Source organism: Hyphomonas chukchiensis (assembly GCF_000682695.1).
Lineage (GTDB): Bacteria > Pseudomonadota > Alphaproteobacteria > Caulobacterales > Hyphomonadaceae > Hyphomonas > Hyphomonas chukchiensis.
The window spans coordinates 123,280-137,809 of the sequence record NZ_AWFG01000019.1; the positions used below are offsets into that span (position 1 = coordinate 123,280).

The 14,530-nt window shown below is 62.2% G+C and carries 13 protein-coding genes; 7 read left to right on the forward strand and 6 right to left on the reverse strand.

What is annotated here, in order from left to right; genetic code table 11:
* Window positions 1–20: 20 nt before the first annotated feature.
* The 3 genes from HY30_RS07900 to HY30_RS07910 are packed head-to-tail and all read left to right on the forward strand — an operon-like array spanning window position 21 to window position 4,014.
* Window positions 21–866 (forward strand): sulfotransferase family protein, encoded by an 846-nt coding sequence (locus HY30_RS07900; RefSeq protein ID WP_034738784.1) that lies wholly within the window; start codon window positions 21–23, stop codon window positions 864–866.
* Window positions 863–1,822: a lysylphosphatidylglycerol synthase transmembrane domain-containing protein gene (locus HY30_RS07905; RefSeq protein ID WP_034738786.1), complete on the forward strand. Its 960-nt coding sequence runs from the start codon at window positions 863–865 to the stop codon at window positions 1,820–1,822. Before HY30_RS07900 ends, HY30_RS07905 begins: the two co-directional genes overlap by 4 nt.
* A complete protein-coding gene (locus HY30_RS07910) occupies window positions 1,819–4,014 on the forward strand; it encodes a hypothetical protein (protein WP_034738789.1) in 2,196 nt (731 codons plus the stop codon). The genes HY30_RS07905 and HY30_RS07910 overlap by 4 nt, the downstream gene beginning before the upstream one ends.
* A 443-nt stretch (window positions 4,015–4,457) precedes the next feature.
* Here the strand turns inward: HY30_RS07910 and HY30_RS07915 are convergent, their stop codons facing one another.
* A complete protein-coding gene (locus tag HY30_RS07915; protein ID WP_034738791.1) occupies window positions 4,458–4,991 on the reverse strand; it encodes an RcnB family protein in 534 nt (177 codons plus the stop codon).
* Window positions 4,992–5,130: 139 nt separating this feature from the next.
* Here HY30_RS07915 and arfB point away from each other — a divergent pair, with 139 nt between their 5' ends.
* On the forward strand, window positions 5,131–5,565 hold the full coding sequence (gene arfB, locus HY30_RS07920; protein ID WP_034738794.1) for an alternative ribosome rescue aminoacyl-tRNA hydrolase ArfB: 435 nt from the start codon (window positions 5,131–5,133) through the stop codon (window positions 5,563–5,565).
* Here the strand turns inward: arfB and HY30_RS07925 are convergent.
* From HY30_RS07925 to HY30_RS07945, 5 genes are all read right to left on the reverse strand, one after another.
* Window positions 5,562–6,305 (reverse strand): DsbA family protein, encoded by a 744-nt coding sequence (locus HY30_RS07925; RefSeq protein ID WP_034738797.1) that lies wholly within the window; start codon window positions 6,303–6,305, stop codon window positions 5,562–5,564. The genes arfB and HY30_RS07925 overlap by 4 nt on opposite strands.
* Window positions 6,306–6,401: 96 nt before the next feature.
* Entirely contained in the window at window positions 6,402–7,847 is a 1,446-nt protein-coding gene (locus HY30_RS07930) for a M48 family metalloprotease (RefSeq protein ID WP_034738800.1), read from the reverse strand.
* A 93-nt stretch (window positions 7,848–7,940) separates the two neighbouring features.
* Window positions 7,941–8,960, reverse strand: a complete 1,020-nt coding sequence (locus HY30_RS07935) for an ABC transporter ATP-binding protein (protein WP_034738803.1) — start codon at window positions 8,958–8,960, stop codon at window positions 7,941–7,943.
* A complete protein-coding gene (locus HY30_RS07940) occupies window positions 8,957–10,570 on the reverse strand; it encodes an ABC transporter permease (protein ID WP_241765676.1) in 1,614 nt (537 codons plus the stop codon). The genes HY30_RS07935 and HY30_RS07940 overlap by 4 nt, the downstream gene beginning before the upstream one ends.
* Before the next feature lie 5 nt (window positions 10,571–10,575).
* The gene (locus HY30_RS07945) at window positions 10,576–11,640 is read right to left on the reverse strand and encodes an extracellular solute-binding protein (RefSeq protein WP_034738805.1); all 1,065 of its coding nucleotides are present in this window, start codon (window positions 11,638–11,640) and stop codon (window positions 10,576–10,578) included.
* Window positions 11,641–11,842: 202 nt separating this feature from the next.
* Here HY30_RS07945 and HY30_RS07950 point away from each other — a divergent pair, with 202 nt between their 5' ends.
* The 3 genes from HY30_RS07950 to HY30_RS07960 all read left to right on the forward strand — a co-directional run bounded on the left by HY30_RS07950 (window position 11,843) and on the right by HY30_RS07960 (window position 14,526).
* A complete protein-coding gene (locus HY30_RS07950) occupies window positions 11,843–12,100 on the forward strand; it encodes a hypothetical protein (RefSeq protein WP_034738807.1) in 258 nt (85 codons plus the stop codon).
* Between the two features lie 38 nt (window positions 12,101–12,138).
* Window positions 12,139–13,287, forward strand: a complete 1,149-nt coding sequence (locus HY30_RS07955; protein WP_034738809.1) for an NAD(P)/FAD-dependent oxidoreductase — start codon at window positions 12,139–12,141, stop codon at window positions 13,285–13,287.
* A gap of 66 nt (window positions 13,288–13,353) precedes the next feature.
* Complete coding sequence (locus HY30_RS07960) at window positions 13,354–14,526, forward strand: acyl-CoA dehydrogenase family protein (protein WP_206741436.1); 1,173 nt, start codon at window positions 13,354–13,356, stop codon at window positions 14,524–14,526.
* Window positions 14,527–14,530 lie beyond the last annotated feature (4 nt).

Here is a 14,530-nt window from a genome sequence, read left to right on the forward strand (position 1 = left end):
ATTAGGGTATCGGTACACTTATGCGCATTGTTACAGGTATGCATCGCAGCGGCACGTCATTTGTGTGCCAGTGTCTATCGTCGCTCGGCGCCGAATTCGGTGATCCAGCACTCCTGTTTCCGGCCGACAAGTGGAACCAGGCCGGCTATTTCGAGAATGTCGAGCTGATCGACATCGACAACAAGCTCATCCTTGGCAAGTCGGCAAAGATCGATAACTGGCTGAATGCGCCGGAAGACCTGTTCGGGCGAGCGATCAACAGCTTCAAGTCGATGAAATGGAAATATTTCCTGTTCCCGGGCAAGCGCGCGATCATGCAGCGCAGCCGCCAGTTTGAGGCAGAGATGAAGCGGCTGGCGCAAGTCTATGCGGGGACTTACGTCAAGGATCCGCGCTTCTGTCTGACGCTTGGCGCCTGGGATGCCGTTGGCGCAGTCGAGAGTGTTGTGTTCAGCTTTCGCAATCCGGGCGCCGTTGCCGGTTCGATCCGGCGCCGCGAAGGCCTGCCGCGCTGGTTCGGCCACAAGTACTGGCTCTACCATATCCAGGGCTTTTTCGCAGACCTGCCGGGCGACACACCTTTGTATGTGGTCGATTTCGATGCCTTCTTCCTTGCCGAACAGCAGGACGCGGCATTTGCCAGGTTACGCCGTTTCATGGGCGCGCCCGACGGCGGCGCAGCTGAGGCTGACTTGAAAAGCCGACTGGACCTGCGCCTGCGCACGCAGGCAGATCCTGTCGACGACCTGCCTACACGTGAGGCGCGGGTTTATGCCGCCCTCGTGGATTTGTGCGAGCGATGCGGAGACGCGCCCGTCAGGATGGCCGATCATCAGGATATCCGGGAGCGGATCATGCGGTCATGACGTTCGGGGGAAAGGGGCGCGCCTGGAAACTGGCTCTGCTCACGCTGGGCTGGGCGGCGCTGATCTATTTCCTTGTCCGCTCCCTGAACCGGCTTCCGTCGCTCGATGAATGGGGGCGCTTCCTGCATGGCGATGCGATTTCGGCCGGCCTCGTCTTTGGCGCATGCTTCCTTGTCTGCACGGCGCTCAGGACTTTTCGATTTGGATACCTGCTGCGCCTGTCGAGTCCCGTGCCCTGGAGCGAGATCACACTGGCTTTTCCATGGCTGTTCATGATCGGTGCGATCACACCGCTGCGTCTGGGCGAGGGCTTGCGCGCGGTGTGGATCCGGCAGCATGGCGGTGCGAGCATTGACGCCATCGGCTACTGGTTTGCAGAGCGCTGGACAGACCTGATCATGCTCGCGGCGTTTGCGCTTATCGGCATCGTTGCCGCCCCGGCCGTTGCGGGTCTTGGCCTCTGGGCATGGCTGGTCGCGGGCAGTATGATCGCAGGGTATTTCGTGCTCTGGCTCGTTGCGCGCCCTGTGCTGGGACGACTGGGCGAGAAGTTGCCGGTTGGGGCCGACCTCTCAGGGCGGTTCCTCAATGCGTTGCGGTACATGGACTCCCCCAAGGTTCATGGCACGGTCGTTGGGCTCACAGTGGCCATCTGGCTTATCCTCGCCTTCGGGTTCTGGGTTGTCCTGAATGCTGCCTTTGGCGGAGGGGTATCTTTTGCGGTGGCGCTGGGATGCGTAGCTGCGGTCAATCTCTCGGCGTTCCTGTCGGTTGCGCCTGCAAACCTTGGTAGCTTCCAGGCGGCGATGATCGCAATGCTTGCGCTTTATGGTTTTGGGCCTGAAACAGGATTCATGGCTGCCGTGCTGATACAGGGGATCGGTCTTGTCGTGACGCTTGTGACCGGGTCGGTCGCCAGAGCGATCATTGCCATGCGTTCGTTGAGGAAAGCATGACCCGCCAATCGCTGCGCCTTTCGAATCTGCCGGGCTTTGCGATTCCCGCCATCCTGTTTCTGGTGACGGTGATTGCCTACCTCGCTTTCTACCATGACTTCATTCTATCGACCTTCCTGATCGAGGATGACAACCGGCACCTTGCGCGCGGGATTTTCCACCAGGTCGAGACGGTCAACGATTCTCCGGGGAAGTTCTACGTGATCATGCTGGGGTCGCTGACGGGGTCCATAGCGTTCGTGAAGTCGCTGACGCTCGTGTTCTTTGGCCTGAGTGCCGCGTTCATCTATCTGGTCCTAAAGCCTCTCATTGACAGCCGCCTCCTGCGCGCGGGCGTGGCGCTTTTCATCACGACTTTCCCCGTTGCCGTAGACCAGCCCTACTTCCTGACGGGCGCGCATCCCACGATGGGTGTGGCCATGGTGATGGGCGCGTTGGCATGGGTGACGCTAAGCCTCCATTCGGGACGCAGGATCAATGCTGCGTTGGTGGGCGCGGTGATCATCAGCGTCGTCGCCTTCCGCTTCTCACCGACCATGTTCCTGATGCCGATCGCGCCAGCGTTATGGGCGGCGGCGGGCGTTCTGGTTGGAAAGCTCGGTCGCAAATACCTGCTCTTCTATTGCGTTCCGGTGATCCTGCTCGGCGTGCTGCTCGCATGGCTCGGTTATCAGACAGCGCATTATACGAGCAATTCCAACTGGAGCTCGGCGCCAGAGGCGAGCGTGTTCACAAACCTCATCAAGGCCGTGACCCAGCCGTTCCTGCGACTGAAAGGCCACTTCGGTGCGGCGTTCGTGGTCTATTCGGCGCTGGCATTCGTCATGGTCGGCCTATCGGCCATCTCCGCCATACGGGTTGGCCGGGCTTTCAACGCGCGCAAGGGGCCCCTGACGGAGCCGGACCGGATGAGGCTGTTCGTCTTCCTGGCGTGCGCCATCGCCGGCGGGCTGGCCTTTGGGCCGTCCGCGCTCGCCGCCAATTTTCTCGACCGCTATTCGGTGACTGTCGTGTTCTTCACGAGCCTCGGCCTGGCCGCATTCGCGTCTATGTCGCTTCCCCGCACGGCGCCGCGTGTCTTGATGGGGATTGCGGCTATTCTCCTGGTGGCCTCTGCCTGGAACATGTCGATCCGTTCGGATGCGGCTTATCTCAGACATGGCAGGGCGTTGGCGACGCATCAGCAGATGAGTCAGATCGCCCACCGCGATGCCGCCCTCTGGCCCCAGAATGCACAGGTCGTATTCCTCCTCGGGACGGGGGAAGGCACCACCACGGGCGGCCTGAACCACTGGAGCACCTGGTATGTCCGCGCGCTTGCGGGGCGCGACGACCTTCTCGGCCTTGTCGGCTTCGACAAATGGGCGACCGAGGATCCATTCGTGGACGCCTACCGCGATCACGGCGACGAATACTGGAACGCGAATCATTCCCGCCGGCTCAAGATGGTCGGCCTTGAGCGCGATCGGCCGACATTCGTGTACTATATTAAGCGCGGCGACGCCCTGCCGGAGGCCATTCCCGTCGCATTCCCGGCGGGCGATCACCTTGTCGTCATGGCGCCGGGCGAGACGCGTGCGTCCGTAGGCGATGCCCGTCCGACGGGGCCCGTCCCCGCGACAGCCTTCCTCTGGCGGCCTGCGCAAAAAGGGTTTGTCTCGCGCGCCGGCTGCGCAGGTGAATTTCCTGCGGCGCGCGTTCCGAAAGATGTCAGGACGTATTCCACCGCTGGCGGTGAACGCCATGACATGAGGGCCGGCATTCCGGAGGGGGCGTGCTTCAGCCTTGAAATCGTGGGACGTCCGGCGACGCCCGTCACGGGGCCAATAGCCAACACTATAAATACGCCGCCCATGCCGATGCTTGGGAACGCCTTGGCGGTCTCCCAGAAGGACACCTACTACTCCGTTATCTTGCGGGACACAGGCGAGGAGGTGCGGCTTGTTCATGGCGGAGATGATCAAACGTTCCGAATCGTCATTTACGGCAAGGCCGGCCGGTGGGCGGAAATGTATGCGGGCGGCTACAGCTACCCGCTTCCGGTTTCAATTCTCAAGGACGGCCTGTTGCTGGGCAAAGGCTTTCGCGAGCGGTCGTGGGCTGGCGCGCTAACGCTCGCGCTGGCGGTCGATGGCGACTGGAAACCCGGTATGCTGGACGTGAAAGACGAACGCGACGCAAGATTGGAGTAGAGAGAACCTTGGCCTGCAGGCACTGGTACCCGTATTGCCCTTCACACGACATTTTACAAAAATCTTCTAGGTCCCGGAATCAAAGAAGCCGCCCTGTCGAGGGGCGGCTTCCGTGAGCCCATGGGGCTAGTCAGGTCCGGGCGGCGTTACAGCGGCCCTACCGCGTCTCTAGGTGTTGATTGGAGGCTGCTCCAGCCAGACACCATAGGACACAGACCCAACGGCCTCACCTGGTTTCTCACTCGACATGGATCACCTCCTTTCAAACGTGCTGCTTGCACGGACTTTGTCCCGGACCATCCAGAACAAGACGAAGTTAAGCATGATTTGCGCCAACACCAAGTTAAGAACGCGCTTTTTGCGTGATCTTTTTGGTTGAAAAGAAAAAACGCCCGGACGTGATGTCCGGGCGTGAATCAAGTGATGAAATTTCAGGCACTTAGCTAGTTTGTGGCGATGACACCAATCGCGAGACCGATGATCGCGCCGGTCGCCACGGAGGCGAGAATCGCATCGCCCCGGTCATAATCGCGGGCCCAATAGTAACCACGCGGTGGGTCGTAGAGGCCATAGCGGCCATAGTCGCGGATATAAACGGTTTGCGGATGGGGGTGGTAATAACCCCCAACGGCATAGCGGGGGACGTAGCGCGGGGGCGGCGCGTAGTAGCGCGGCGGGGTATAATAGACGCGTGCTGGCGCGCGGCCGTAATAGCGCGGGCCGCTGTAATAGTTTTTGTAGTTGTTGTGGCGATTGTCATGGCGGTAGTCGCGGCGGTCATCGCGGCGATGGTCACGTCTGCCATCCCGGCGATCATCGCGCCGGTCATAACCCCGATGATCATTGCCGCGTGAATAGTGGCCTCCACGGTCATCATGGCCCCGGCGACCCTGGTCTGCGTTGGCCATAGGGGCGATCAACAAGCCAACCGCTGCAGTTGCCGCTACAAGACGGGAAATATTCTTGAACAGTTTCATGGCACTCTTGCCTCCGATGTTCGGTAGTCCTGACCAATGCCGGAACCACCGATAAGTTGCCGCACACCTGCGCGACCTTGAAGCAAGAATTAAGCCTTTCGGGCTGAACTGTGCCTGAACACCATGTTAAGGAAGCGCCATGGCAGATTTTGGCGATCTTCACGTATCAGGCGAGTTGACGGTTCCCGCCTGGGAACTGAGCGAAGCCTTCGTACGCGCTTCGGGCCCCGGAGGGCAGAACGTCAACAAGGTTTCGTCGGCTGTTCAGCTGACCTGGGTTGTCGAGGCGTCGTCCATTCCGGCCGAGGTGAAGGCGCGGTTCGCCAAGCTCTATGGCAGCCGGATGACGAATGATGGTCGCATCATTGTCGAAGCCAGCGAATACCGCAGCCAGCCGATGAACAGGGAGGCCGCTCGCAAGCGTCTTGCCCAGATGATCCAGAAGGCTTCCATCCGCCCCAAGCGCCGCATTGCGACACGGCCGACGGCTGGCAGCGTGCGCCGGCGCATCAAGGCCAAGAAGCGCCGGGGCGAGATAAAGTCGCTGCGAGGCGATGTAACGCCGGAGGACTAGCTTTCCAGCTCGGCCTTGATGGCGGCATCCAGCTTTGCCATGTCGGCGCCCTCGATGTGCGTGCCGCCAACGAAGAAGCCTGGCGTTCCGCCGACTTCGAGTTTGCGACCCAGGTCTTTCATGTCGGAGAGCTGTTTCTGGATTTCCATCGACTTCATGTCGGCGCGCATCTTGTTCACGTCGATACCAAGCGATTCAGCGATTGCATCGATGCGCTTGTCGGTGAGGTCGTCGTTCGACTTCAGCTCCATGAGGGCAACGTGCATCTTGTTGTACTTGTCCTGCTTGCCTGCGGCGAGCGCGGCAAGGGAGGCCGTTTCGCTGATGCCGCCGAAGATCGGCAGTTCCTTGAAGACGACACGCACCTTGCCATCATATTGGGCTGGCAGGCCCTGCACGGTCTCGACCGAACGTTTGCAGTAACCGCAACGGTAATCAAAGAATTCGACAACCGTCACTTTTGCATCGGCAGGACCGATCGAATGATCGCTGGCGAGGCTGTAGAGCTTGTCTTTCTGGCTCGAAATGGCTGCTTGCTGAGAGGCTGCCGCCTCGGCGCGCTGTTTCTCACCGAGTGCCACGAGGGCGTCTTCGATGACTTCAGGGTGCTCGACAATATATTCGTGGACGATCACTTCGATCTCGGCCTTGGTCATCTGGCTGGTGGGCTTGCCCTGCGCGCAGGCTGGGGTCAGGGCAATGGCGGTCATCGCCGCTGCGGTGAACAGTTTGCGTATCATGGGGTGGGCCTTTTCAGTATTCGATACAATGTCGTCGCTAACCGTCCTGTATACGGCCAGCGGTGTCAGCGTCCATCACTCCTGACAGAAAGTTGATCAGCGCCCGTCAGTCGTGATGTCGGTTGCGAAATTGCCGAAAGGCATATCGCGACCGCTGCTCTGGATGGACAGGCGAGGGCCCCGGTTGGCGCGGTCATAGAAACTGCGATTGTCCGGATTGTTTGGATCGGTGATCAGCATGATGTCGTCCGCCCGGCGGAAGTTTGGCGTGCCACGCTCAAGCTGGTCGGCAGCGCGGTGGGCGAAGGCATTGGCCCGCACGATGTCCCCGATTGCATAGGCGGATTCTGCTGTGGCGAGCTGTGCCTCGGCGCGGCGACCCTGTTTGTCCAGGGTGATGGCGAGCTGGGCCCACGCGAAAGCATTATCCGGCTCGGCGATCAGTGCGTCGCGCAGGGCGGCTTCGGCGGCTTCCACATCGCCTGGTTCATCGCGGGCATTGAGCGAGCGGGCATAGTTGATGAGTAGTAGCGGCTGGCCGGGTTTCAGCTCCAGCGAGCGCTTGTGCGGGGCAACCGATTCGGCCGTGCGACCGCTCTCGAACAGGATCTGGCCCTTCAGCTCGTGGAAATAGGGATTGTCGGGTTCGCGCTCGAGAAGGATGTCGACCTCTTTAAGGGCAACATCGATGTCTGAGACCTGCAGCGCTGCAATGGAGCGGGCATAGTGCGCCGGCTCGCCGTCATCGGTCGCGGGATATTCGTTGCGTACCTTGTTGGCCGTATCGAGGAAGCCGATCAGCTTCGCGCGCATCATGTCATATTGATACTTCTCGCGCTCGGTCGGCGGTTCGTCCATCAGGCCGGATTGCTCGGCGAGCTGGCGCACGGCGCGGATACGATCAGAGGCCAGCGGGTGGGATCGGAAATAGGGGTAGCGGCGGGCATTCGAGAGGACTTCCTGGTAACGGAACTTGTCGAAGAAGCGGACGATGCCGCCCGTCGATTCGTGCAGTTGGCTCAGGTATTCCACGGCAGCGGCGTCGGCCATGGATTCCTCCGCGCGCGTGTGGACGAAGAAGTTCAGCGCGGCGAATTGCTGCGAACTGCCGATCAGGGCTGCACCGGCGCCGCCTTCGCCTGCGGCGAGGGCAAGGATGCCGAGGCCGATCGAGATGAGCGCGGGGCGCGAGGCGATTTCGGCGGCGCGTTGGCGGCTGACGCTGTGGCCACACGCGATATGGCAGGTTTCGTGCGCGATGACGCCCTTGATCTCGTCAGGCGAGTCGGCAGCGATAATCAGGCCGGTATGGATGTGGATGTTCTGGCCGTTGGCGACGAAGGCGTTCAGGCTGGGATCGTTGATGATGTAGAAGCCTACATCCTTGGGGTTGAGGCCCGCGACGGTGAGAATCGGGTCGGTCCATTCGCGCAGGGTTTCCTCGATTTCGGCATCACGGATCAGGCTCTGCGCCGATGCGGTGAAGGCAAAGGCGGCAGCGGCAAGGGCCGTAGCAGCAAGACGCAGCAATTGTCGCGCCATGTCAGGCGTCTCCTCTTCGTGGAACCAGACATGCCAAGCTTAAGCAGCTACGCCAGTATTGGCGAGGGGGTAGGCACATCCATGACAGTAATGTCAGGAATTACCTGAGGCGAACATGAATGAAAGCGCCGGATCAAGCTGGATGCCTGTCTCGGTTCCGGCGGGTAGGGACAGGGCGCGCGGCACAAGGGATGTGAGCTGGAGGTCGCCGACATTCATGACGAGGCGCGCCATCGGCCCGGTCAGTCGGCTGGAAACAATAGTGGCGCTTACAGGAGACGTCGCATCGGGGATGACGCCTTCGGGGCGGATGACAATGATGGCGTCAGGGGCGATGGCCTCTTTCAGCAGGCCTGCGGGAAGGTCATGACCCGCGATAATGTTCACGGGGCCGAGCGCGGCGGCAATGTCGGCGCCCTGAGGCTTAAGGTAGACATCGGCGGCCTTGCCCTGTTGCAGGATGCGGCCTAATTTCATGATCGCGATATGATCGGCGCTTTCGAGTGCTTCGGCGGGGTCATGGGTCACCAGCAGCGCAGGCACGCCGGCCGCGCGAATGGCATCGAGGGCTTCTTCGCGGACCGTTCCGCGAAGCGACGGGTCGAGGCCGGAGAATGGCTCGTCCATCAGGATTGCCGCCGGGCGCGGGGCAAGGGCTCGTGCGATGGCGACACGCTGTTGCTCTCCGCCGGAGAGTTCGTGCGGATAGGCACCGCTGCGGGCTCCAAGGCCGAGGCGTGAGAGCCATTGTGTGGCAATGGCGCGCGCCTCGTCTTTTGGCAGGTTGGCGAGGCCAAAGCCGACATTCTGCAGGGCTGTCAGATGGGGAAACAGGGCAAAATCCTGGAAGATCAGGCCGATGCGACGTTTCTCGGGCGCTAGCGTGCGGCCGGGTTCGGAAAGTATGGTCTCGCCGAGGCAGACCTTGCCGGTGTCGACTGGCTCAAGGCCCGCAAGCAGGCGCAGCAGGGTGGACTTGCCGGCGCCGGACCCACCGAGCAGGGCTGTAATGGCGCCGGGCTGCAGGTCGAGCGACACGCCGGATACGACCGCAAGGCCGTCATAGACGCGGCTGACATCCTGCGCCGAGAGAGGGGTTGGGGCGAGGGTCATTCAGGGGCTCCGGGGCGCGCACGGGACAGGCGCCAGGACAGGAAGATGACGGGCAGCAGCCCGGCCATCGTGATCAGCAGGGCGGGTAAAGCGGCGGCGGCAAGGCGCTCGTCGGTCGCATAGGCATTGGCGCGTACGGCCAGCGTGTCCCAGTTGAAAGGGCGCAGCATGAGCGTTGCGGGGAGTTCCTTGAGCGATTCCACGAACAGGATGAGGGCGCCGGCGGTTGCACCTGAGAGGGCGATGGGTAGGTCAACCTCGCGGGCCCGGCGCAGCGGCGAGGCGCCGAGGCTGCCGGCGGCCTGGCTGAGGGAGGCCGGCGCACGCGCGAGCGCGGCGACCATGGGCTCTGCCCCGGCAGCGGTGAAGCGGCTGGCATAGACCCAGGCCAGTGCAATCAGGGCCGAGGCGCCAGTCAGCGTGAATGGTAGCAGCCCCAGCACGACTAGCGCGCCCATGGCGAGAACGGCGCCGGGAATGGCATAGCCCGACGAAGCGGTAAGGCGGGCAACGCGCGGCAGCACGCCAGAAGCGCGCTGGGAAAGAGCAATCACGAGGGCCAGAACGAAGGCGAGCGCGGCGCCTGCGCCTGCGAGCATGAGTGTGTTCATCAGCGCAGGGCCAATCGGAGCAAGCGTTTCGCTCGTTTCCACGCTGCGCCAGATGAGGCGACCGACAGGCAGGCCAAAGGACATCAGAAAGATGGCGATGCAGAGCGCGGTTGCCCCGGCAGCGGCCAGTGGCGTAAGCGGCGCGCGGGCGACGGCGCGCCAGCGGCGGGAATTCTGCTCGCTGCCCCGGCGGCCCCGGCTCCATCGCTCGAACAGGACGAGGCTGAGCACGAGTGTCAGCAGGACGAGCGCGAGACGGGCGGCGGTGGCCGGTTCGCCAAAGCTCGTCCAGGCGCGCACGATGCCATAGGTCAGCGTCGGTACGCCGAGATATTCAGCGGCGCCATAGTCAGCAGCGGCTTCCATCAGCGAGAGGGAGAGGCCTGCGGCGATGGCCGGGCGTGCAGCGGGCAAGGCGACGCGCCAGAAACTGCGGGCGGCACTGGCGCCAAGGCTGCGTGCCGCTTCCAGCGAGCAGACCGATTGCGAGATGAAGGCCGCGCGGGCCGTGAGGTAGACATAAGGGTAGAGCGTCAGCGCCAGCACGAAAGCGAGGCCCGGCAGGGAATGGATATCGGGGAACCAGTAGTCGCGCGCGCGCCAACCTGTTGCCGAGCGCAGGGCCGCCTGTATCGGCCCGCCGACGCCCATCAGGTCGCCATAGGCATAGGCCAGAACATAGCCCGGTGCAGCGAGGGGCAGGATCAGTAGCCATTCGAAAATCGCGCGGCCCGGAAAGCGATACATGGTGACGAGCCATGCAGCCGGAACGGCAAAGGCGAGAATGAACAGGCCTGTCAGCGCGAGTGTGCCGATCGTGCCGAGTAGATAGCCCGTCAGGAGTGTGGTGCGAATATGGTCCCACGCGTCGCCGCCACCAAAGACCAGACCGGCCACAAGCGTGGCGGCGACTGGCACCGCAATGACAAGGCCCGCCAGAAAGGCGGGCCCGTCACTTGCGCGAATGGCAAGGTTTCGGAAGGGGGCGACGCGGGCCAAACGGGTTAGTTCCAGCCGGCCCGGTCGTAGATTTCCTGCGCCTCGGCCTGGTGCTCGCCCAGTTCCTGAAGCGGGAATTCGCTCGGCTTGAAATCAGGAAGCTGTTCAAGCCCAGCGGGCAGCGGCATGCCGGCGACCATCGGGAATTCCTTGGTGGCGCTGGTCAGCATCTGCTGGCCTTCGGCGGTCGTAAGCCATTCGATGAAGCGGATGGCGTTCTCCTTGTTGGGCGCATGCGCAGCGACGGCAGCGCCGGAAATGTTGATGTGCGTGCCGACGTCGTCCTGCTCGGGAAAGGAAAGCGCGGTCTTTGCCGTGACGGCTTTCTCTGCGTCCGTGCCGGTTGCCATGCGCACCCAGTAATAATGGTTGATCAGGGCCGCTGAACATTCACCCGCGGCGATGGACTCGATCTGCGTCGTGTCACCGCCCTGGGGTGGACGGGCAAAGTTGGCAACCACGTTGCGGGCCCATTCAGCAGCCTTGTGAGAGCCCCAACGACCGATGAATTCACCCATAAGCGAGAGATTGTAGACGTTGGAGCTGGAGCGCATGCAGATTTCGCCGTGCAGCTTGCCATCAGCAAGGTCCTGATAATGGGCCACGTCCTCGGGTTTCAGGCGGGTCGGATCGTACACGATGATCCGGGCGCGGCGGGCGAGGCCGAACCAGTTGCCATCGGGCTCGCGGAAATGCGGCGGGATCAGGGATTCCAGTGTCTCGGAATGAATGCCTTGCGTGAAGCCGCCTTCCTGAAAGCGGTAGAGCGTGCCCACATCGGAGGAAATGATGACATCTGCCGGGCTTTTGTCGCCTTCGGCCTTCATGGTTTCGATCAGTTCAGGCGCGCCGGACTCGCGGAAACGGACATGGATGCCCGTTTCCTTCTCGAACGTGTCGTACATCACCTTGTCGGAATCATAGTGTCGGGCGGAATACACATTCAGCACGCCCGCGCTGGGAACCGCAGGCGCGGCAACGGGTTCAGCATTTGTTGCCGCAGGTTCAGCCGGTTTGCCGCAAGCGACCGCGAACAAAGCGATAGCGGTGAATAGAACGGGAAACTTCATGAGATGGAACGATCCTTGTCTGGCTGTGGCCTATCAAACATAATTGAGAATGGATCGCAACAAGTGAGGGTAGCGACGTTTTGCCCGAATCTTGCACAGCGCCTTACAGGAAATGGTTTTTTGGCCGAAATGACTCTGCGGATGGCGGTTTCTTCGGTAAATCAGGGATTAACTCCGGTCAGAATAACAGGGGTGGTGGGACATGAATGACATCGTATTAGACCTGGATCTGGGGACGCCAGAGGAACAGGCACTGTGGGAAATGGCTGTCGACTTCTTCGTCAACATGCTAAGTTCCAACGATAATTCCGCGGGTGGGGATGCCCCGGACATGATGGTGCACACGGCTTTCAAGCCGAACGGCCGCATCAGCAAGAAACTTATCTTCCAGGACAGGACGTGGGCAGATGCCTTCATGAACTTCTGGGAAGAGCAGAAAATGCAGGCGGCCGCCGCCTAGGCGTTTCGCTTCACGGCCAAGTCGCCTAGAGAGCCGGGATGACCCCGAACCCCCGTTCTGCGCATGTCGCCATTCTTGGCGCCGGCATTATTGGCCTCGCCTGTGCCTGGGAACTGGTGCAGCGCGGCGCGCATGTGACGATCTATGACACGCAAACACCCGGGCGCGGCGCGAGCTGGGCCGCTGCCGGCATGCTGGCACCTGCCTTTGAGGCCGCAGCCGAAGACGGCGCGCATCCGCGCCTGTTCGATCTTTGCATGGAAAGCGCGGCCCTGTGGCCAGCCTTTGCCGCCTCCGTCAGCCAGGCATCAGGGCGCGATCTTGGCTTTTCGCCGGGGCCGTCGCTGGCGCTGGCTTTTGACGGGGCCGAGGCGGCTGGCCTGCACCGTCTCTCAGCAGCCCTGACGCGGCATGGTGTGGAAAGCGAGATGCTGCTGCCCGAGGCGGTGTGGGACATCGAGCCTGCCGTTTCGCGGGGTGTGCATGGCGCGCTGCGGTTGCCAACGGACGGACAGGTGGACAATCGCGCGATCGTCTCGGCCCTCATAGCGGCCCTCGGCGAGCACGAGGCTGTCCGTTTCGTGACCGTTCCCGCCCCACTGGAAGACCGCGACGGGCGGCTTTGCATCGAGGGGCATGACATGATCCTCGCGGCAGCGGGGTGGAACACGGCGGCGATCAAGGTGCGCCAGAATGGCGAGGATTTCAGTCTCGTGAACTGGGACACGGCGCTCGACGAGATCGATTGCTATGGCGGCCAGATGCTGTCGGTCGCGCGCGAGCCGGGCTTGCCGACCATGACACTGCGCTGCGGCGCCATCTATATCGCGCCGAAGCCGGACAGGGTGATTATTGGGGCGACGATGGAGCCGGGCAGGGCGACGCTTGAACCTGATGAGGACACGATTGCCGAGCTGCGCGCGGAAGCGGCCCGGCTGTGCCCGGCGATTGCCTATGCACCTGAACTGGAAACATGGGCCGGAGTGCGGCCGGGCACGCTGGATCACGCGCCGCTGCTCGGGAAAACGCGGGCCGATGGGCTGTTCGTGGCCTCAGGCCACTACCGCAATGGCATCCTGCTTGCCCCTGTCACCGCGAAGATCATGGTGGATGCTATGCTCGATGGGAAAACCAGCGAACTGGCGGCAGCGTTCAGCCCGGCCCGCTTTGCGGCTGCGACCGCCTGACGCCGCGCTCATGCTGGACGGGGGCCCCTGCCGCGCCTAAGTCTCCTGACAAGCAGGAGGAAACGCATGCACCAGATCGCCCCCATGAGCGAAGACCAGATGGCCATCAAGGATGCGGTCGCCAAGACGATCGCCCCCTTCGATGACGAATACTGGGGCAAGACAGACGAGACCGGCAAATGGCCCGAAGAGTTCTGCGATGCCATGGCCAAGGGCGGTTGGCTGGGTATTGCGTTCCCCGAGGAATATGGCGGCGCGGGACTTGGCCTGACCGAAGCGGCGCTGATGATGCAGACGGTGACGCGATCTGGCGCAGGCTATTCGGGCGCCTCGGCAATCCACCTCAACATTTTCGGGCCAAAGCCGCTGGAGAAATTCGGCACCGAGGAACAGAAGCAGGAAAACCTGCCGAAGATCATCTCGGGCAAGGAGAAGATGTGCTTTGCCGTGACCGAGCCGAACTCCGGCCTCGATACGTCATCGCTGGAGACCAAGGCCGAGCGCACCAATAATGGCTATGTCATCAATGGCCGGAAGATATGGACGACCGGTGCGCAGCGCGCCGACAAGATCCTGATCATTGCGCGCACCACGCCGAAGGACCAGTGCGCCAAGCCGCATCTTGGCCTGTCGCTATTTTATACCGACCTTGACCGGGGCAAGATCGAAGCCAATCCGATCCCGAAAATGGGCCGCAAGGCGGTGGAGTGCAACACGCTCTTCATCGACGGGCTCGAAGTGCCCAAGGAACACCTCATTGGCGAAGAAGGCGCGGGCTTTAAATACCTGCTGCAGGGCCTGAACCCCGAGCGCGTTCTGTTTGCCGTGGAGAGCGTTGGCCTTGGCTTTGCCGCGCTGGAGCGCGCCGCGCGCTATGCGCAGGAGCGGGTCGTGTTTGGTCGGCCGATTGGCCAGAACCAGGGCATCCAGCATCCGCTGGCGCGCAGCTGGGCTGAGCTCTCGGCGGCTGAACTGATGGCTTACAAGGCTGCCTCGCTCTACGACGCAGGCGAGGATTGCGGCGCCGAAGCCAACGCCGCGAAATATCTCGGCACGGAAGCGGGTTTCACGGCCTGCGAAACCGCTGTGCTGACGCACGGCGGCATGGGCTATGCCAAAGAATACCATGTCGAGCGCATGATGCGCGAAGCCATGCTCGCCCGCATCGCCCCCGTAAGCCGCGAGATGATCCTCAATTTCATCGCCGAACGCGTCCTCGGCCTGCCGAAGAGTTACTAAAGGG